The sequence below is a fragment of the Paenibacillus thailandensis genome (assembly GCF_042685365.1).
In the GTDB taxonomy this organism is placed as follows: domain Bacteria; phylum Bacillota; class Bacilli; order Paenibacillales; family Paenibacillaceae; genus Paenibacillus_AP; species Paenibacillus_AP thailandensis.
Map to the genome: position 1 here is coordinate 40604 of NZ_JBHUMY010000037.1, position 20352 is coordinate 60955.

The following is a 20352-nucleotide window of genomic DNA, read 5'->3' on the forward strand; positions in this document are numbered from 1 at the left end:
GGACTGCCGGATCTTTTTAACGCTGCAAGCCGAAACGGCATCTCCTGGTCGGAGGACAGACGGTTTCGGCTAGAAGCAAATCAATCGAAAACGAAAGCTCCTTATTCGCCTTGGAACGTGGAACCGACCTTCAGGCGCAGCGCATTGAGGCGGATAAAGCCCGTCGCGTCGCCTTGGTCGTACGCTTGCGTCGGATCGGCTTCCATCGTCGCGATGTTCGGATTGTACAGGCTCACCGGGCTCTTCACGCCGGCTCCGATGACGTTGCCTTTGTACAGCTTCAGGCGCACGACGCCCGTCACGTTCTTCTGCGACTCCGTCACGAGCGCTTGCAGCGCGAGGCGCTCAGGCGCGAACCAGAAGCCGTTGTAAACGAGCTGCGCATATTTCGGGATGAGGCCGTCGCGCAGAAGCATCACTTCGCGGTCCATCGTGATCGATTCCATTTTGCGGTGAGCGGCGAACAGAATGGTGCCGCCCGGCGTCTCGTATACGCCGCGGCTCTTCATGCCGACGAAGCGGTTCTCGACCATGTCGACGCGGCCGATGCCGTGCTTGCCGCCCAGCTCGTTCAGCTTCTCCATGACAGCCAGCGGGCTCAGCTTTTCGCCGTTGATCGCGGTGCAATTGCCCGCCTCGAACGTCAGCTCGACATATTCCGGCTTATCCGGCGCGTCTTCCGGGGACACGCTCAGCACGTACATATCCTTGTTCTCCTCCGAGCTGGCGTCGAACCAAGGATCCTCGAGCATGCCGCTTTCGAAGCTGATATGGAGCAGGTTGCGGTCCATCGAATACGGCTTGGCTGCCGACGCTTGAACCGGGATGCCGTGCTTCTCGGCGTAAGCGATCATTTCCGCGCGTCCCGGGAACTGGTTGCGGAACTCTTCGCTGCGCCAAGGGGCGATCACTTTAATGTCGGAAGCGAGAGCCGCGGCCGTCAGCTCGAAACGGATCTGGTCGTTGCCTTTGCCGGTTGCGCCGTGCGCGATCGCCGTAGCGCCTTCCGCGCGGGCAATGTCGACCATGCGCTTCGCGATAAGCGGACGGGCGATGGACGTGCCGAGCAAGTATTGCCCCTCATACAGGGCGCCCGCCTGGAACATCGGGAAAATGAAGTCTTTCGCGAATTCGTCGCGAAGGTCGTCGATATATACTTTCGAAGCGCCGGTCGCCAGCGCTTTGGCCTCGAGGCCGTCCAGCTCTTCCTTCTGGCCGATATCGGCCGTGAAGGCGATAATTTCAGCGTCGTACGTTTCTTTCAGCCATTTCAAAATGACCGAAGTGTCCAGCCCGCCGGAATAGGCGAGAACGATTTTTTCCTTTGCCATGTTCTTCTGCACTCCCCTTGAATTTCGTATGGTGAATCGGCCCGTTCTCTCGCAGCCGTTGTATTACATAATCGCCGCCATAATGGCTTTCTGCGCGTGAAGCCGGTTCTCCGCCTCGTCAAAAATAATCGAATGACTGCCGTCGATAATCGCTTCCGTCACTTCTTCCCCGCGGTGGGCCGGCAGGCAATGCATGAACAGATAATCGCTTTTCGCGTATTTGACGAGCTCTTCGTTCACCTGGTAAGCGGCAAAAGCGATTTCCCGCTCCTTCTGCTCCTGTTCAAAGCCCATGCTCGCCCATACGTCGGTATAGACGATGTCCGCGTCCGCGATCGCTTCCTTCGGATCCTGCGTCACGAGAACGGTGGAGCCTTGCCGGGAAGCGACGTCCTTGGCGTTTTGGGTCATGTCGGCGTCCGGGGCGTACCCTTCCGGGGAAGCGACCGCGATGTTCATGCCGAGCTTGGCCGCGCCCATCATTAGCGAATGCGCCATGTTGTTGCCGTCGCCGATATAAGCGATCTTCAAGCCTTCCAGACGTCCTTTGTGCTCCAGCACCGTCTGGTAATCGGCCAGCACCTGGCACGGATGGGACAGGTCCGTCAGGCCGTTGATGACCGGCACCGTAGCGGCGCGGGCAAGCTCCACAACCGTGCGGTGCGCGTAGGTGCGGATCATGATGCCGTCAAGATAACGCGACAGCACTTGCGCCGTATCGGCAATCGGCTCGCCGCGGCCGATCTGCAAGTCGTTGCTGCTCAGGAACAGCGCTTGGCCGCCGAGCTGGTACATGCCGACCTCAAACGATACTCGCGTGCGGGTGGACGACTTCTCGAACACCATGCCAAGCGTTTTCCCTTTCAGCGGCTGATAAACCTCGCCTGCTTTTTGTTTTCTTTTGAGCTCGATGGCCAGATCGATCAGGTAACGGATTTCCTGCGGCGTATAATCGCCCAGCATCAGAAAATCGCGCCCCTTCAAGTTGATCGCAAGCTCTTCTTTTACTGTATCTTGCATGTGGAGCCCTCCTCTATTCATTGCCCGCTCCGCGGGCATCGTCGTTTGCTCTTGCGGCGGGGGCCGCCCCGGGCACATCGCGCCATATTGGACAAGGCCGCGGCCGGCGCTCGCATGTGCAGGGCGGCTCGGACCGTGATAACCGCGGCGCAGCCAAGCGCGGCAAGGACGTGCGCCGTCAAGCGGTCTCCACGGCAGGTAACGCCGTCCGCTGCTCCCGGATGCCGCCTCCTGAGCGCCTAAAGCTGTGCGGCTTCCTGCAAAAATGCAGTAAAAACTAGCGCCGCGATGTGTTATAGACAAGTTGAACTGCGAATATACAGTTAAAATTCAACGAAGTTAACCATTTTAACCATTAAACGGACACGTTATTGCGCTTTTGCGGCAAAACCTCTTAACCAGCTCGTTTCACCGGAAAATAACTGTATTTTTGCAGTTGCAGCGACGATAGCTAACCCAAGCGCTTTTTTAACCGGATTCGCCAAGCGTCCTCATACTCCGGCCTTACTCCGCCGTCACTTCGGCCAATATCGAAACGGCTTCGTCGATCTCTTCCTTCGTCACGAGCAAGTTCGGCAGCAGCCGGATAACGTTCGGCCCGGCCGAAATGACGAGCAGCCCTTTCTTTTGCGCCGCCGTAATGCGATCTGCCACCGGCTCTTTGCATTCGATGCCGACGATCAGGCCGAGTCCCCGCACGTCGACGACCGTTTCGTTGCCGGCAAGCGCTTCGCGAAGGCGCGAGAGCAAGTACTCGCCCATCTCCGCCGCCCGCTCCGGCAGCTTGTCGCCGACGATCGTCTCCACCGTCGCCTTCACGACGGCCGTCGCGATCGGCGTGCCGCCAAACGTCGAGCCGTGGCTGCCCGGCCCGAAAGCTTCGCGCAGCTTCTCCCGCGCCACGATGGCGCCTACCGGGAAGCCGCTGCCAAGGCCTTTCGCAAGCGATATAATGTCCGGCTCGATGCCGTAATGCTCATAAGCGAACAGCTTGCCCGTACGGCCCATGCCGGTCTGCACCTCGTCGACGATCAGCAGGATGCCTTGCTCGTCGCAAAGCTTGCGAATCGCCTGAACATACGAACGCTCCGCCGCATGGATGCCGCCTTCGGCCTGAACCATTTCCAGCATGATCGCCGCCGTCTTGTCCGTAACCGCTTCTTCCAGCGCGGCAAGATCGTTAAACGCTACATAGCGGAAACCTTCCGGCAAAGGGGCAAATCCGTCCTTCACCTTATCTTGGCCCGTTGCCGTCAGCGTGGCCAGCGTGCGCCCGTGGAAAGAATTCCGGAACGTGACGATCTCGTACCGTCCCGTGCCCGCAACCTTCTGCTGGTAACGCCGGGCCAGCTTAATCGCCGCTTCGTTCGCCTCGGCCCCGGAATTGCAGAAGAACACCGCGTCGCCGAAGCTGTTGGCCGTCAGCAGCGCCGCCGCTTCCTCCTGATTCGGGATGCGGAACAGGTTCGACACATGCCACAGCCGGTCCAATTGGCCGACAAGCGCTTCCTTCACCTTCGGCGGCACATGCCCGAGGTTCGTTACCGCGATGCCGCTCATAAAATCGAGATAGCGGTTGCCCGCTTCATCCCACAGCCGGCTGCCCTCGCCTTTGACGAGCGCAAGCGGGTATCTGCCGTACGTCGGCAGAAGCGGTCCGCCGCCTTCCGTTACGCTTGTTACGGCCGTCGCCGCCGCCGATTGCTTCGTATCGCCCATTCTCCTTCAACCGCCTTTCGTTATTTTCACGACAGCTTGATTCCGTACCGGATAACCGTCCCGCAACCGATACCCGGAGCCGTTATCCGAGCACAACCCGCGTTCCGATATCTCCTTCGAGCACCGCGCGGCTCAGCACGCCCGGCTCTTCGCCGCTAACGATCACGACTTCGCGTACCTTCCCTTGAATGCACTGAATCGCCGCACGAACCTTCGGAATCATGCCGCCGTATATTTCGCCGCTTTCGATCATCGCTTCGATTTCCGCCACCGTAACGACCGGCAGCACCCGCTTTACTCCGTCTGCCGTCTTCATAATGCCGGGAACGTCCGTCACGACGATCATCTGCTCCACGCCGAGAAAAGAAGCGACCGCTCCCGCAGCCGTATCGGCGTTAATGTTGTAGCTTTGGCCTTGTCCGTCGATGCCGATCGGGGCGATAACCGGTATGTAGTCCATCGCCATAACGCCTTCGATAACGGCCGCGTTTACGTTCGTGACCTCGCCTACGTAGCCGATCTCGTCCGCGTTGGCGGCCGGCTTCGCTTCGATCAGCCTGCCGTCCACGCCGGAGAGGCCGATCGCTTGCGCGCCCCCGGCTTGAATTTTCCGCACGATTTCCTTGTTGATCCGGCCGGCCAGCACCATTTCGACCACGCCCAGCACTTCCTTCGTCGTTACCCGCAATCCGTTCACAAATGACGACTCAATGCCAAGCGATGCCAGCGTTTCGTTAATGGCGGGTCCGCCGCCGTGCACGATAACCGGACGCACGCCGGACTGCTGAAGCTTGCGCAAATCCTCGAAAAAGGAATCCGGCAAAGCAGCTAGCGTGCTGCCGCCGCATTTCATCACAAACCGCTTGTTCATCCTTCTCCGCTCCCCGTCTCTCGTCTCGATGCCAGTACGGCCTGACGCCTCAGGCCGTTCCGCTAACGTCCTCCGCCGTCAGTTCCGCTTATTGCCGGAGCCTCCGGCCCGTTAAGCCATGCCGCCCGAATCCGGCGCTTCCGCCGGGCCAAACGGGCGCCGCCCTTAAGTTCTGTAAGCCGCATTAATGCGGACGTAGTCGTAAGTCAAGTCGCAGCCCCACGCCACGGCTTCCGATTCGCCCATATGCAAGTCGACGTCGATGACGACCGTATCGCCTTTCAAATAGGCGAGCGCCGCATCCTCGTCGAACGGAACCGGACGGGACTGCTCGAGCGTCGCGATATCGCCGATGCGCACGTCGACCGTATCGACGTTAACCGGCTGCCCGGATCGGCCGACGGCCGCAATAATGCGGCCCCAGTTCGCGTCCGCGCCGAACATCGCCGATTTGACGAGCGAAGAACCGATAACCGTCTTTGCGATCGCCCGGGCCGCTTCCACCGATTCCGCCCCGCGGATCCGCACCTCGACCAGCTTCGTCGCCCCTTCTCCGTCGCGGGCAATCGCCTTCGCCAGCACCTCGCACACGTAGCGGAACGCGTCCGCGAATTTCGCCCAATCCGGATGAGCGGCCGTCAGCTCCTTGTTGCCGGCAAGTCCGCTGGCCATGGCGACAAGCATATCGTTCGTGCTCGTATCGCCGTCGACCGTTATCATGTTGAAGGTCATGTCCGTCGCCTGCCGCAGCACCCCTTGCAGCGCTTCGCTGCCGATCGCCGCGTCGGTCGTGACGAAGCCGAGCATCGTCGCCATATTCGGATGAATCATGCCCGAGCCTTTGGCCGCGCCGGCGATATGGATAGTCCGGCCGTCGATTTCCACCGCGACGCACACCGACTTCTGCACCAGATCCGTCGTCAGAATCGCCTGGCAGAAGCCGTCCGCTCCCTCGCGGCTTCCGTCCAGCTTCTCCGGCAGCGCATCGATGCCGCCGCGCACCTTGTCCATCTTCAGCAGCTCGCCGATGACGCCCGTCGAAGCGACGGCCACGTGAGCCGCCGGAACGCCGATCCGCTCGGCGAAGCGGCTTCGCATTTCAAAAGCGTCGGCTTCGCCCTGCTTGCCCGTTACCGCGTTCGCGTTGCCGCTGTTGACGATAACGGCCCGCAGCTTTCCTTCCGTCCCGATGCTGTCTTGCGTAACCTTGATCGGCGCAGCCTGGAATTGATTGAGCGTATAGACGCCGGCCGCCGCAGCCGGCACCTCGCAGACGATCGCGCCCAGATCGTGGCGGTCCGTCTTTTTCAAGCCGCAGTGCAAGCCTCCGGCTTTAAACCCTTTCGGCGTCGTAATCGATCCTTCGGCTACGACCGTAAACGCTTCCGATGCTTTTACCTGTCCCATGTTGGATTCCCGTCTCCTTCGCTATTTTCAACAAGCATGGCAAATAAGGCTTTAATCCCCGTTACGGATAAACCGGAACAAACCGAAGGCCCAGCGTTTCGTCCCAGCCCATCATGAGGTTGAGATTCTGGACCGCCTGTCCGGCCGCGCCCTTCACGAGATTGTCGATAACCGAAACGATCGTCGCCCGGCCCGTTCTCGGGTCCACGGCAAAGCCGATATCGCAATAATTCGAGCCCCATACTTCCTTCGTGGCGGGCAATATGCCTTCATCGCGCACGCGCACGAACGGCCGGCCTTCATAAAAGCTGCGGTACAGCTCGATAAAGTCCGCGGCGTTGCGCCCGCCTTGCACCGTTGCGTACATCGTCGACATAATGCCGCGCGTCATCGGGATCAGATGCGTCGAGAACGTCGTGACGACCGGCCTCTCGGCCGCATCGGACAAGATCATCTCGATTTCCGGAATATGCTGGTGCTGGTTCAGCTTATAAGCTTTCAAATTTTCGTTCACTTCGGAATAATGATTGCCGAGGCTTACGCCGCGTCCCGCTCCGGAGACGCCGGACTTGGCGTCGATAATGATCGTGTCCGGGTCGATAAAGCCTTCTTTCACGGCCGGATAGAGCCCAAGCGTTGTCGCCGTGACATAGCAGCCCGGATTGGAGATGAAGCTAGCGCCTTTCACCCGTTCGCCGTACACTTCCGCCAAGCCGAATACCGCCTGCTTCAAATACGCCTCGTCGGCAGGCTGCTTTTTGTACCATTGCTCGTACAAAGCAGGCGACTTAAGCCGGTAATCGCCGGACAAGTCGATAACCTTAAGGCCCGTCTCCAGCAGCTCCGGGGCCAGCTTCGCCGCCACGCCGGGAGGCGTCGCCAGAAAGACGACATCCGCCTTTTCCTTAATCGCCGCCGGGTTGACATCCTCCAGCACGCCTGCATAAATGCCGGTCAGATGGGGATACCCCTCCGAAAATAACGTTCCCGCCGCGGAAGACGAAATAACCGCCGTCACCTCGACGTATGGATGGGACGCCAGCAAACGGAACAGCTCCACGCCGCCGTAGCCGGTCGATCCGATAATGGCCGCTCTGATATGATCGCTCATTGCATTCTCTCCCTATGAGAACTTTTCCCATGTCAATTGTACATGATTGCCGTCCGACATGGAATCCGAAACCGTCCGTATTATTATACAATCCAATCTATAATAATACAATGCGAAGAAATAACTTCCATGCCGGTTCGACGGAAGTTTTTATTAAGGGAGCTTAAAGCCTTGGCCCAGCACCTCCGCCGTATCGCTAATAATGACGAACGCCCCCGGATCGACGGATTGAACAAGCTGCTTCAGCTTCGTCACTTCCGTCTGTCCCAGCACGACCATGAGCACCGTCCGGCCGTCTCCGGTATAACCGCCATGCCCGTCCAAACGCGTCAGGCCTCTGTCCAAATCGTGCAAAATCGCCTCCGTCAGCTCCTCCGTATAATCGCTTATTATGAAAGCGACCTTGGAAACCGCGAATCCCGTCTGCACGATATCGATCGTTTTGCTCGTAATAAAGAGGGCCAGCAGCGCGTACAGCGCCACCTCCGGCGAGACGAGGATGCCTGTCGCCACGATGACGCACCCGTCAAAGCAAGCCATCGCCAGTCCCAGCTTCAAGCCTGTATACTTATGTAAAATTTGCGCCGCCAAATCCAGGCCGCCCGTCGATCCCTTTCCCCGGAACACAAGGCCAAGCCCCAAGCCGACGCCGATTCCGCCGTAAATCGCCGCGAGCAGCGGATTGTCCGTCGGCGACTGCCAATCGGACGTCAGCAGAATGAATAGAGGCAAAATGACCGTTCCGAACGCCGTTTTGAGCGCAAACCGGCGCCCAAGCAGCCACAAGCCGACCGCAAAAAGCGGAATGTTGATCGCCCACTGCGTAATCGCCGGCTCCAGCCCGGCGGCCCGCTCGACCAAAATCGAAATGCCGGATACTCCGCCCGACGCAATCGCGTTAGGCACCAGAAACAGATTAAAGCTGACCGCCATCACAAACGCCCCGACAATCAGTTGGATGACATTCGTGGCGGCTACGACGCGCGGGTTCGGTTTTTTGGTCCGGGGACGTTTTATCCGCATATCGGGGTTTGCAGCCGGGCTCCCCTTCCGCCTCTCGTTTTGAAACGATTGATGCTCTTTATTCTTCTGCTGTTCTTGTTGTTCCACGATTAGCCCCTCTTCTCGTATTTCAAGCGGAAACGATTCTTTAGTCCAATTCTTAAGGACGAAACGTTTCGGCGCGAACTATACTAAGACAATTAATAACGCAAAGCTTATATATTCTTATATTTCAAAAAAAGCCCTTCCCCTCGTTCGATTAGGGAAGGACTTCATGATGTTTCGTATAAAAACCGGCTCGCGTCCCGCGCGCTTTGCCATTTCGCCCAATTCCGGCCGCGGCAACGACGCGTTAGGCCGTCAGGCCGGCGCCGCCGCTCTGACGGCGGCGGCCCGGACCTAGGCTTCCTGCCGGATCTGGCTGCGCAAATAACCGTCGATGAACGGATCCAGATCGCCGTCCATAACCGCTCCGACGTTGCCCGTCTCCACCGAGGTGCGGTGATCTTTCACCATGCTGTACGGGTGGAACACATAGGAGCGAATCTGGCTGCCCCACGCAATGTCCGATTGCTCGCCGCGGATTTCGGCCAGCTCGCGCTGCTGCTCCTCGATCTTGCGCTCATAAAGCTTCGAGCGGAGCATCATCATCGCGCGCTCGCGGTTCTGAATCTGGGAGCGCTGCGTCTGGCAGGCCACGACGATTCCGGTCGGAATATGCGTAATCCGGATAGCCGATTCCGTCTTGTTAATATGCTGGCCGCCGGCGCCGCTGGAACGGTACGTGTCGATCTTCAGCTCTTCCGGCCGGATTTCAATATCGACGTCCTCGACGATTTCCGGCACGACATCGCACGACACGAACGACGTATGGCGTCGGCCCGACGCGTCGAACGGCGAGATGCGGACGAGGCGGTGAACGCCTTTCTCCGCCTTCAAGTAGCCGTATGCGTTATGGCCGCGGATCATCATCGTGACGCTTTTGATTCCCGCTTCGTCCCCGGGCTGAAAATCCAGCACCTCGACTTTGAAATTATGCTTCTCCGCCCAGCGCGTATACATCCGGTACAGCATCTGCGCCCAGTCCTGCGACTCGGTGCCGCCGGCGCCCGGATGAAGCTCCAGAATGGCGTTCAGCTTGTCGTACGGCTGGTTCAGCAGCAGCTGCAGCTCAAAAGCGGCGATGTCGTCGACCAGCTTGGCGACGCCTTGCGCCAGATCCGCCTCCAGCGAGTCGTCTTGCTCTTCTTCGGCGAGCTCCAGCATCGTCTGCAGATCCTCTTGCTCGCCCGTAAATTTCTCGTATTGCTCCACGACCGATTTGACCGCGTTCAATTCCGCGATAATGCTTTGCGCACGGTCGTTGTCGTCCCAAAAATCAGGCGCGCTCATCTTCTCTTCGAAGTTGGCGATCATCTCCCGTTTGAGATCCAGGTCAAAGAGACCCCCTGAGTTCTTGGAGCCGCTTCGCCATCTCGCGCAGGTCTTGCTTAACCGATACGTCTATCATAGCGTTGCTTCACCTCAATCTATGTTTGCATGCCTTTATAGGCTTCATGCCGCTTGTGCGGCGCCGATGCCGCCGAATATGCGGAACCGGCGCCGTGTATTTTTACCTTATGCTTAAACGCCGCCTCGCGTTATTCTTCCTTCAAACCGTGGCATTGTTTGTACTTTTTGCCGCTGCCGCACGGACAAGGATCGTTGCGGCCGATTCTTACGACGCGGACCTGCTGCTTGCGAACGGGTTGGCTTTCGCTGCTGCCGCCGCTCGTCGTTTGCCCCTTCGCCACCTCTTGGCGCTCCAGGTTGCTTTGAACGCGGGCCTTCATAATATACTTGGCGACTTCCTCCTGAATATGCTCAATCATTTCCTTGAACATTTCGAAGCCTTCGAACTGGTATTCGCGAAGCGGATCGGTACCGCCGTACGCTCTCAAGTGAATGCCCTGACGCAATTGATCCATCGCGTCGATATGGTCCATCCATTTGCTGTCGACCGCGCGGAGCACGACGACCTTCTCGAACTCGCGCATCGTTTCGGCGCCCATCTCTTCTTCGCGCTGATCGTAATAAGCGACGACTTTGCCGTAGATGTGCTCGGACATTTCGTCCTTCTCTTTGCCCCACAGCTCGTCTTTCGTGAGGGAATCCTCCGGGAGCAGCGTCGAATGGACGTAGTCCACGACCGCGTCGAGATCCCACTCCTCCGGAATATCCTCGGAGCAATGCGCCTCCACGATCCGATCGATAACCGGCTTGATCATCTCATGTACGATCTCGCGGATGTTTTCGGAGAAGAGCACTTCGCGGCGCTGCTTGTAAATGACTTCGCGCTGTTGGTTCATCACGTCGTCGTACTGGAGAACGACTTTACGCGTATCGAAGTTGCTGCCTTCCACCCGCTTCTGCGCCGATTCGATCGCACGCGTAATCATGCGGCTTTCGATCGGCTGGTCTTCCTCGAGGCCAAGGCGGTCCATCATGTTCATGATGTTCTCGGCGCCAAAGCGGCGCATCAGGTCGTCCTGCAGCGACAAATAGAACTGCGTCGAGCCCGGGTCGCCTTGACGGCCGGCGCGGCCGCGAAGCTGGTTGTCGATCCGGCGGGATTCATGGCGCTCCGTACCGATAATATGGAGACCGCCAAGCTCGGCTACGCCTTCGCCCAGCAAAATGTCGGTACCGCGGCCGGCCATGTTCGTCGCGATCGTAACCGCGCCCGCTTGTCCCGCATGGGAGATGATTTCCGCTTCCTCCGCGTGGAACTTCGCGTTCAGCACCTTATGCTTGACGCCGCGGCGCTTCAGCATCTCCGAGAGACGCTCCGAGTTCTCGATCGAAACCGTGCCGACGAGAACCGGCTGATTGTTTTTATGTCTGGCGACGATCTCCTCGACTACCGCGTTAAACTTGCCGTTCTCCGACTTGTAGACGACATCCGGCAAATCTTTACGGATATTCGGCTTGTTCGTCGGCACCTGCACGACCTCCAAGCCGTAGATGCGCTTGAACTCTTCTTCCTCCGTCTTCGCCGTACCGGTCATACCGGCCAGCTTGCGGTACATCCGGAAGTAGTTCTGGAACGTGATCGTCGCAAGCGTCATGCTTTCGTTCTGGACTTTGAGCTGCTCCTTCGCTTCAATCGCCTGGTGCAGACCGTCGCTGTAGCGGCGGCCGGCCATCAGGCGCCCGGTGAACTCGTCGACGATGATGACTTCGCCGTCCTGCACCACGTAGTCGACGTCGCGTTTCATGATGTAGCGGGCCTTCAGCGCCTGCTGAATGTGATGGTTAAGCAGCACATGCGCGTGATCGTAAAGATTGTCGATCTGGAACGCACGCTCCGTTTTCTCGACGCCGGCTTCCGTCAAGTTGACGTTGCGGAGCTTCACGTCGATCACATAATCTTCTTCTTCCTTCAGACGGCTTACGAAACGGTCCGCCGCATAATAGATTTCCGTCGACTTCGCGGCTTGACCGGAAATAATAAGCGGCGTGCGCGCTTCGTCGATCAGAATCGAGTCCACTTCGTCGATAATGGCATAGTTAAGAGGGCGTTGAACCATTTGTTCTTTGTACAGCACCATATTGTCGCGCAAGTAGTCGAAGCCGAACTCGTTGTTCGTGCCGTACGTAATATCGCAGGCATATGCGGCTTGCTTCTGCTCATGCGTCAGCCCGTGCAGGTTGCAGCCGACCGTAAGTCCCAGAAATTCGTATATTTTGCCCATTTCCGCGCTGTCCCGCTGAGCCAGGTAATCGTTGACCGTTACGACGTGCACGCCTTTGCCCGTCAAAGCGTTCAAATAGACGGCCAGCGTCGCCACGAGCGTTTTACCTTCGCCGGTTTTCATCTCCGGAATTTTGCCCTCGTGCAGCACCATGCCGCCGATCAGCTGCACATCGTAGTGCCGCTTGCCCAGCACACGCTTCGACGCTTCGCGAACGACCGCAAACGCTTCGGCCAAAATCGGGTCGAGATCGCCGTCCTTCTCGTAACGGGCCTTGAACTCATCCGTTTTCGCCCGCAATTGTTCGTCCGTCAAAGCGGAAATTTGAGGCTCCAGCCCATTTATTTCTTCCACCGTACGCATAAGGCGCTTAATTTCGCGCTCATTTGCGTCTCCGAATATTTTTTTCACTAATCCGAGCATGGTTTTCCCCTTTCATTAAAAAACGCCTGTTTGCCTTAAATTGTAACAGTTTGAAAGCACCGCCGCAACGCATGCCCCCCGTTTTCCAGCAATCGGCAGGCCCCGCGCGCCAAAAAGCCTCTTCACCGGAGGTAAAGAGGCCTCTTTATTAACGTTAAACCTATCGTTTCCTATTTAAATATATCTTAAGTATTATTGCTTATCGCTGCTCGATCAGTCCGTATTTGCCGTCGTTCCGATGATAAACCACGTTCACCTGCTTCGTGTCGATGTTGTTGAAGACGAAAAAGCTATGGCCGATCAAATTCATCTGAAGGATCGCTTCGTCCACGTCCATCGGCTTCAGCGTATGCCGTTTCGTGCGGACAACCTCAAACTCCTCTTCCTCGTCGGCCAGGCGTACCGCCGACCCTTCTCCTTCCTTGAACATCGTCTTCACGCTGCCTTGAAAACGCAGCTTCCGGTTCATCTTCGTTTTATGCTTGCGGATTTGACGCTCGAGTTTGTCCACCACCGTGTCGATCGAAGCGTACATATCTTCGCTTTTCTCTTCGGCCCTCAGCATAAGGCCCGGCAGCGGGATCGTTACCTCTACGGTATGTTTTCCTTTTGTAACGGATAAAGTTACAATCGTTTCGGATGGTTCGGATTCGTCGAAGTACTTCGCCAATCGGCTAAGTTTCCTTTCCACGTAATCTCGCAATGCCTCTGTCACCTGTAAGCGTTGACCTCGAATGTTGAACTTCATGTGGCATTCCTCCTTTACTTAATCTTAGTATATCACACTCCAATGGGCGTTACAAAATTGTTTTTGCTCTATTCTAAATTTTCAGATAAATTTTGATAGATTTGTGAAATCGCTTGCAAAAAGGTTGCGGCAACGGCTCGAGACAGCGATTTATCGGCTGCAATCGATTAAAAATGAATAGATCGTTTTGGGGAAATTTAATATTTTTTAGAGCTATTCGTTTTATGCATTCTATTTATAAGAACAAAAAGTTGCACCATGAAAGATGCAACCCAAACGACTCCAAAAAAGCGGTTCCAATTGTTCGGCCATGCACGGCGTTGTGTTTATTCCCTGATCTTTGTCAGGTAGATGCAATAAACATACAATAAAAAAGCCCCGGTTTCCCGGAGCCATTGTCTGTGTCGGCACTTGTCAATTAAACTATAAGTCGGCGAATGAGTCGCCGGATAATTACAGTTTGACTACGTTAGCAGCTTGTGGACCGCGTGCGCCTTCAACGATGTCGAATTCAACCGATTGGCCTTCTTCGAGCGTTTTGAAGCCTTCGGCTTGGATTGCGGAGAAATGAACGAATACGTCGCCGCCTTGTTCAGTCTCGATGAATCCATAACCTTTCTCTGCGTTAAACCATTTTACTTTACCTTGCATTCACATACATTCCCTTCATCTTCAAATGACTGTGAGGCGAATTGTATATTGGCCCACATTTTGACTATAACACCAATTGCTCGAAATTGTCAATCAATTTTTTGAAAGCGAATACAATCGCTTAAAAACCGCTACCGCCGTTCATTTTATTGAAGGCCGAAATGGACAATTACCGGTAACTTCGCTTCATTTCATCAACTCAACTGACGATAAATAAAGAGAACCTACCTAACCATACTGGAGGCTTGCTCTGATGGGTCAAACACAGCTTAAAGTGATTAACCAAAGTAAACCTATAACTAGCATTATTATTTTGACACACAACCAAATTGAGTACACAAAACTTTGTATTGAGAGCATTAGAAAATACACCGAAAAAGATACATATGAAATCATTATTATCGATAATAACTCAACCGACGGAACTAAAGACTGGCTGCAAGAACAAGACGATCTCCAACTTATTTTGAATGACTATAATGCCGGATTTCCTGCAGGCTGTAATCAAGGAATCGAGATCGCAAACGGGGATAATATTCTTCTTCTTAATAACGACACAATCGTTACGGAAAATTGGCTAACGAATCTAAGGACAGCCCTGACTAGCTCGAACGATATCGGAGCGGTTGGTCCTATAACGAACAGCGCCTCTTATTATCAAACTATCCCCACATCCTATAAAAGCATAGCAGATATGCATAACTTTGCATCGTCTCTTAATGTTTCCAATCCGGCAAAATGGGAATGCCGTTTAAAACTTATAGGCTTTTGTATGCTAATAAAACGCGAAGTCATTGATAAAATCGGTCTATTGGATGAAAGATTTACGCCCGGCAATTATGAAGATGATGACTACTCCTTCCGAATTGTCCAGGAAGGATATAAACTTTTATTATGTAAGGATACTTTTATCCATCATTTCGGCGGAGCTTCTTTTAAACATGTATCGAATGAGTACATTAATCTAATGACTAATAACGCCAAAAAATTTATACAAAAATGGGGATTTAACTCGACTTATTCCTCTATGATACGATTTGAAATTATCAATTTGATTGATTCCCCCCAGCTTGAACCTATACGTGTATTGGAAGTCGGTTGCGCATGCGGAGCTACATTGCTGGAAATTAAAAACCAATATCCAAACGCGGAACTTTACGGTATCGAATTAAATGCTTCAGAAGCCAATATTGCAGGCAAATTTGCAAATGTTGAAGCGGAAGATGTCGAAATGAAGCTATCATATCCGGAAAGCTTTTTCGATTATATGATATTCGCAGATGTTCTCCAGCATTTGCATAATCCATGGCAAGTAGTCGAGAACGTAAAAAAATATTTAAAACCAAACGGTAAATTGCTAATCAGCTTACCTAATGTCATGCATTATAGCGTATTACGGGAATTGCTAGACGGTAAATGGACCTATAGGGATGCGGGTATCCTTGATCGTAGGCACCTTCGCTTTTTTACCCGACAAGAAATGCTAAAAATGCTCGAGGATGCCGGTTATACAAAAATAGAAATCGGGGCAACCAATTTGCCTGTTAATGAGATTGACGCTAAGTTAATCAGTGACCTAGCAGCACTAACAGACTATGCAAGATTTGAAGAAGAAACGAAAGCCTATCAGTATTTATTTCGTGTGCACAATTTACAGGAGTACAACCGCATCGAACAGCTATTAAAGAGTATTAATGAATTCCACTCGATTGAAGCCATTGATGAGCTTGCCGATCTAATCGTTTCCAACGATTCGCTGTTTACACATACAAGAAATGAAATATTCAATTATCCAGATTGTCAAAATTTGTTCAACATGATTGCAATTTCTATGTACAATAAAAAATTATACGATTATGTTCTTCCGCTATTACAAGATTCTTTATCTGTAAATGAACAGGATGATGATACGTTATACAATATCGGATATGTATTGTACCAATCTGGAGAGTTTGAAATTGCTAGAAGCTACTTGAAAAAAATTCGGGATAAAGATGAACACGTTATGAGTATGATTGGAACAACACACCCTTAATCTCATATTAAAAAGATATGATATGAAATTAGCGAGGAGAAAATCATGTTACTATCGCTTTGTATGATCGTAAAAAATGAGGAAAAAGTACTAGAACGCTGTTTAGAAAGCATGAAAGAAATAGCGGACGAAATCATTATTATCGATACGGGGTCCACCGATCGTACGAAAGAAATCGCATTAAAATATACGGAACACGTATATCATTATAATTGGACCAACGACTTCTCCGCAGCAAGAAATGAAGGCATTAGACGCGCGACAGCCGATTGGATTCTTGTTATGGATGCCGATGAATATCTAGATCCGAAGGATGCTTCATCCATTCGGACTTTTTTGGAAAACGAGCCAATTCGGGATAATCAGATTTATAACGTATCTGTTGTCAGTTTCGTTGGGGAAACGATGAATACAAGCACAGTCGCCGTTGCACCTGTCCTCCGGTTATTCCCGAACCACCAAGGGATTTATTTTAATCGACCTATCCATGAACAACCGTATTCAACAAAAGGCGTACCGTTAAAAGGAGCCGATGCCCCTATTACGGTTTACCATACCGGTTACCTCGGTCAAACGGTCCAAGAAAAAGAGAAGTCCCAACGTAATGCCGAACTTTTTCAGAAACGAAAAAACGAGGACGGCCTTGCAGCATACGATTATTTCACAATTGGCAACGAAAAACTCGGTGTTAATGAATTGGATAAAGCAATCTATTACTATGAGCGAGCCCTTCAGAAAAAATCGAAACAGTCCGGAACATCCGGTCAAATATGGATCGTATACTGCGCAATATCCTTAATCGAATGTTATTTGCGCAAAAACCGGCTCAACGATGCATGGACATTGAATGAAAAATATGTTCAACCGCTTGATTACCCTGAGTACCATAGCATTAAAGGGCAAATTTATCACTTCTTCGGACATTATGGGTTGGCCAGCGAAAGTTACAACGAGGCACTCCGTGTCGCGGAATGGCGAGCGGAGAAGTATAAAGTTTTTTGGCTCACCAACGCCGGTTACGGATCCGTAATCCCTTTAAAGGGTCTACAACAGATTGCGGAAAATCATTCCGATCACGATAAGTCCATTTACTATTTATCTAAATTAATACTGAACAGTAAACATGATTATCAGGCTATTACCAAGTTACTGGAGTTACTACTCCTTCGCGAGTCCCACGAAGCTATTGTCAAACTAATGTCGGAGTTGCTGGGAAGCCGAGACGCAGCCCATCATTTAACTTTGTTCAAAATAAGCCTTACGATAGGGGCAAAGGAACTCGCAGAATATTACTATAAACAACTCGAGTCCATTCGCATTCAACCGTCGGATTTACTTCAGTATGCGCTATTATCGGGTAACCAAGAGCTGTTTAATCAAACGTTGGAGAAGCAAGATTTGCCCGAGCCAAACGAGAAGCTTCTTCAGAACTTCGTTTGGGCAAAATGGACATGGCAAACGGATTATACTAAAAACCTCAAAATGAACAAAACCGACGAACAATATGAACTATTTCAATTGTACCTGGATATCGCGGAAAACAAAGAGGCGGATCTTCAAGATCCCACTGTTACGTCTGTTTTGTATAAACTACTAACGGGGTTGATCTTAAATCAACAATTTGAACTGTACGATTCAATAGTTAGTCGGTATAGCCATCCGGACTTAATTAATTTATTGGCCAACTTTTTCTTTAGCAAACAAAATTACGAGGTTGCGGGCAGTTACTTCTCCATGTTGCTGCAAAACGATCAGTTAAATACAAAAAACTGCGAGCAATTGGCCTTCTATTATTTAAATAATCAAGAGCTTGACGAAGGGCTTGTGTTTTTGGAGGAAGCAATAAGCAAATCGCCGTCACGTATATATCTTTATACGACATACTTTCAGTACAGTACAGACCGTAACAAAAAAACGGAAATGAAAACCAAGTTTGAACGCCAATTTCCTCAATATATGAAGCTGCCGTTTATCAAGGAGATGCTACAGTCGGTATAAACGTTTCATACAAAAAGAGGCATCCTGCGAAGGATGCCTCTTTTTGTATTATTTTTTGATATCATAAAAGAAGCTATCGGGCGTATAATCGATTTGATACGCTTTTTTTTGCATGCGGGTATTTCTGATTTTCTGTAGGCCGGATTGCGCCTCTTGCTTTAACGTTATCATCCGGGCCGTAACGACGGAGTCAAACTCGCCAATTTGACGCAGCAGTTGCTTCTCTTCCTCTGACAAGCCGGGTTTATTCATTGCTTCAGCCAATACCGATTCCCTCAGCTCGACCAGCGAAGACCATTCCTGATACTCTGTCGTATCGATCCGATTGACGAGCTCCGTTGTCTTCTCCAGCAGCATTCGAATGGAAGTTTCCATCATACGCGATTAGCTTCCGGTGCCTGAATAGCACCCGATCCTTTAACAACCTGCTTCCAAGCATCGCGTAATTCGGTCAAATGTTGTAGAACTTCCTCGGACATCGAAGCATTCTTCTGGATATTGGATTGAATGAGAAGATGGAGTAAGTATTCATAAATCCGGGCCAAATCCTTGGCAATCGCATAATCGTGATTTAGAGATGCGACAAGCTCATGAATAATAGCCTGCGCTTTCTTCAAGTTCGTATTGGCCGCTTCGAAATCGCGGCGATGTATAGCTTCGGAGGCCGCTTTCGTAAAGCGGATGCCTCCTTCGTACAGCATGAGAAGAAGCTGGCCGCTACCCGCTGTTTGAACGGAAGCTTGCTGGTACATTTTTAATGGCGAGTTTAACAACCTTATTCACTCCTTAACTGCTAAATAGATTAGTGATAACTGATGCTTGGCTGTTGTATTTGTTAATAGCCGTTTCCATGGCCGTAAACATGGAGTAATATCGGTTTTCCAGGTCCGTCAACCGGTCCTGTTCCCGGTCTTCGCGCTCCTTCATATCCCGAATCTGCTCACTTAAAAGCGAGCTCTCCAGAAAGCTTGTCGTCAAATCCGTGCTGGTCATGGACGTACCTGCTGTCGTCGATAAGCTCTTTAAAGCGTCCATCGTCGAATCCATCATTTTGGCGAAGACGCCGGATGTCGTACTGCCGACGGAAGTATCGGAGCTAGTTGCGGTAAACAGATTAATGACTTCATCCGGATTGCTTTCCAAAGCGCTTTTCAGCTTGGTCTCGTCCAATATAAGCTTGCCTTTTTCCGAATAGCTGCCTGTTGTGATGCCGATCGAAATCGAGTTTCCATTTGCATCTTTAATGCCGGCTACAAGGGAGGTTGCAGCGGTCCGAAGCTCCGAGATCATGGTGCTTAACGTACTGTCGTTATGCAGCGTACCGCTTCTTGCTTTTTTTTCCCAAAGCTCGATTTCATCCTCTGTCATTTCTTCTTTCTCGTCGCTTGTAAGAGGATTATAATCGTAATCTCTTACCTCGGATAGTTCGCTGTTGACTGCGCTTATAAGATTGTTATACTCCGTCACGAACGACTTGATCGTTTCGACGATTTTGCTTGTATCCTGAACGGCTGTAATGGTGGCATAGCTTCCTGCTGCCGTTTGGGCTTGAACGGTAAAGTTAAAGCCGTTTACAGAGAAGCTGTTGCTCGCTTGCTTATACGAAATGCCGTTGACCGTAATTTTGGCGTCTTGTCCAGTCGTCACATTCGATACCGTTCCAGCGAAACCACTGACACTTAAGCTGCTGGCGCCGGTTTGCGTTCCCGTAATCGAAAACTTGCCGCTTGCCGCATCGTAAATGGCCGTTGCTTTATATTTGCTCGTATTGCCGTTCATTGTCGTCGCCACATCGCTTAATGTAGCGGTCGAATCAAGCGTGAGCGTCTCGTTGTTAATCGTAATGTTGACTTTGCCGTCCGCAGTCGTCGTGAACCCAAGCTCAGCTAATGACTTTTCGGCGGTAGTCGTAGTTCCATCTGCGTTTGTTGTCGTAGTTGTCGTGCCGCCGCTGAACGTGTAAAGGTTGGTCGCAGCTGTAGCAACTTTTTGTACGGACACGTTTAATGATCCCGAGGCGGTAGAAGACGTTGAATTGATCTTGACCGCATCGGTATCTCCGGATACTTCGGATGTCTTGGCGCTGATTGCCGACGTGAGATTAAAGCTTGCAAGCTTGTTGTTTCGGAAATCTACGATTTTAGCCGCCATCGACCTGTAATCTTCCTGCTTCCATTCGACAAGCGTACGCTTCTTGACCATGTTATCGTATTTGGTCTGCGACGCTTTCATCAGTTCCTTGACCATGCTGTCGACGTCAAGGCCGGATGCCAATCCTGAAATTCTCATGCTGCTCCTCCTT

General features: G+C 52.3%; 17 protein-coding genes. 3 read left to right on the top strand and 14 right to left on the bottom strand.

Annotated features, from left to right (window positions below; translation table 11 throughout):
• Positions 1-101: 101 nt before the first annotated feature.
• The 7 genes from ACFSW5_RS22315 to ACFSW5_RS22345 all read right to left on the bottom strand — a co-directional run bounded on the left by ACFSW5_RS22315 (position 102) and on the right by ACFSW5_RS22345 (position 8482).
• Complete coding sequence (locus tag ACFSW5_RS22315) at positions 102-1331, bottom strand: argininosuccinate synthase (protein ID WP_379278200.1); 1230 nt, start codon at positions 1329-1331, stop codon at positions 102-104.
• A gap of 63 nt (positions 1332-1394) precedes the next feature.
• Complete coding sequence (gene argF, locus ACFSW5_RS22320) at positions 1395-2351, bottom strand: ornithine carbamoyltransferase (protein ID WP_379278203.1); 957 nt, start codon at positions 2349-2351, stop codon at positions 1395-1397.
• Positions 2352-2855: 504 nt separating this feature from the next.
• Positions 2856-4070: an acetylornithine transaminase gene (locus ACFSW5_RS22325; protein ID WP_379278206.1), complete on the bottom strand. Its 1215-nt coding sequence runs from the start codon at positions 4068-4070 to the stop codon at positions 2856-2858.
• Between the two features lie 82 nt (positions 4071-4152).
• A complete protein-coding gene (gene argB / locus ACFSW5_RS22330; RefSeq protein ID WP_379278210.1) occupies positions 4153-4941 on the bottom strand; it encodes an acetylglutamate kinase in 789 nt (262 codons plus the stop codon).
• 165 nt (positions 4942-5106) lie between these two features.
• On the bottom strand, positions 5107-6348 hold the full coding sequence (gene argJ, locus ACFSW5_RS22335) for a bifunctional ornithine acetyltransferase/N-acetylglutamate synthase (RefSeq protein ID WP_379278212.1): 1242 nt from the start codon (positions 6346-6348) through the stop codon (positions 5107-5109).
• Positions 6349-6409: 61 nt separating this feature from the next.
• A complete protein-coding gene (argC, locus tag ACFSW5_RS22340; RefSeq protein ID WP_379278214.1) occupies positions 6410-7459 on the bottom strand; it encodes an N-acetyl-gamma-glutamyl-phosphate reductase in 1050 nt (349 codons plus the stop codon).
• 153 nt (positions 7460-7612) lie between these two features.
• On the bottom strand, positions 7613-8482 hold the full coding sequence (locus ACFSW5_RS22345; protein WP_379278279.1) for a YitT family protein: 870 nt from the start codon (positions 8480-8482) through the stop codon (positions 7613-7615).
• 256 nt (positions 8483-8738) lie between these two features.
• On the opposite strand from ACFSW5_RS22345, the gene ACFSW5_RS22350 reads away from it, so the two are divergent.
• Positions 8739-8864 carry a hypothetical protein gene (locus tag ACFSW5_RS22350; protein ID WP_379278216.1) on the top strand — a complete coding sequence of 42 codons (126 nt, stop codon included), beginning with the start codon at positions 8739-8741 and terminating at the stop codon, positions 8862-8864.
• Here ACFSW5_RS22350 and prfB read toward each other — a convergent pair.
• The 4 genes from prfB to ACFSW5_RS22370 all read right to left on the bottom strand — a co-directional run bounded on the left by prfB (position 8861) and on the right by ACFSW5_RS22370 (position 14017).
• A protein-coding gene (prfB, locus tag ACFSW5_RS22355) for a peptide chain release factor 2 (protein WP_379278219.1) occupies positions 8861-9971 on the bottom strand; the annotation gives its coding sequence in 2 pieces (ribosomal slippage) (positions 8861-9898 and positions 9900-9971; 1110 coding nt in all). The genes ACFSW5_RS22350 and prfB overlap by 4 nt on opposite strands.
• Before the next feature lie 130 nt (positions 9972-10101).
• On the bottom strand, positions 10102-12618 hold the full coding sequence (gene secA, locus ACFSW5_RS22360; RefSeq protein WP_379278223.1) for a preprotein translocase subunit SecA: 2517 nt from the start codon (positions 12616-12618) through the stop codon (positions 10102-10104).
• A gap of 199 nt (positions 12619-12817) precedes the next feature.
• Entirely contained in the window at positions 12818-13366 is a 549-nt protein-coding gene (gene hpf / locus ACFSW5_RS22365) for a ribosome hibernation-promoting factor, HPF/YfiA family (protein ID WP_379278226.1), read from the bottom strand.
• Positions 13367-13819: 453 nt separating this feature from the next.
• A complete protein-coding gene (locus tag ACFSW5_RS22370) occupies positions 13820-14017 on the bottom strand; it encodes a cold-shock protein (protein WP_379278229.1) in 198 nt (65 codons plus the stop codon).
• 253 nt (positions 14018-14270) lie between these two features.
• Between ACFSW5_RS22370 and ACFSW5_RS22375 the strand changes: the two genes are divergently transcribed.
• The gene (locus ACFSW5_RS22375; RefSeq protein ID WP_379278231.1) at positions 14271-16052 is read left to right on the top strand and encodes a glycosyltransferase; all 1782 of its coding nucleotides are present in this window, start codon (positions 14271-14273) and stop codon (positions 16050-16052) included.
• Between the two features lie 45 nt (positions 16053-16097).
• Positions 16098-18050: a tetratricopeptide repeat-containing glycosyltransferase family 2 protein gene (locus tag ACFSW5_RS22380; RefSeq protein ID WP_379278233.1), complete on the top strand. Its 1953-nt coding sequence runs from the start codon at positions 16098-16100 to the stop codon at positions 18048-18050.
• A gap of 48 nt (positions 18051-18098) precedes the next feature.
• Here ACFSW5_RS22380 and ACFSW5_RS22385 read toward each other — a convergent pair whose 3' ends face one another.
• From ACFSW5_RS22385 to fliD, 3 genes are read right to left on the bottom strand one after another with little or no spacing between them, the layout of a single operon-like run.
• Positions 18099-18428: a hypothetical protein gene (locus tag ACFSW5_RS22385; RefSeq protein WP_379278236.1), complete on the bottom strand. Its 330-nt coding sequence runs from the start codon at positions 18426-18428 to the stop codon at positions 18099-18101.
• Complete coding sequence (fliS, locus tag ACFSW5_RS22390) at positions 18425-18823, bottom strand: flagellar export chaperone FliS (protein ID WP_379278239.1); 399 nt, start codon at positions 18821-18823, stop codon at positions 18425-18427. The genes ACFSW5_RS22385 and fliS overlap by 4 nt, the downstream gene beginning before the upstream one ends.
• A gap of 13 nt (positions 18824-18836) precedes the next feature.
• Positions 18837-20339, bottom strand: a complete 1503-nt coding sequence (gene fliD, locus ACFSW5_RS22395) for a flagellar filament capping protein FliD (protein ID WP_379278242.1) — start codon at positions 20337-20339, stop codon at positions 18837-18839.
• Between the last annotated feature and the right edge of the window lie 13 nt (positions 20340-20352).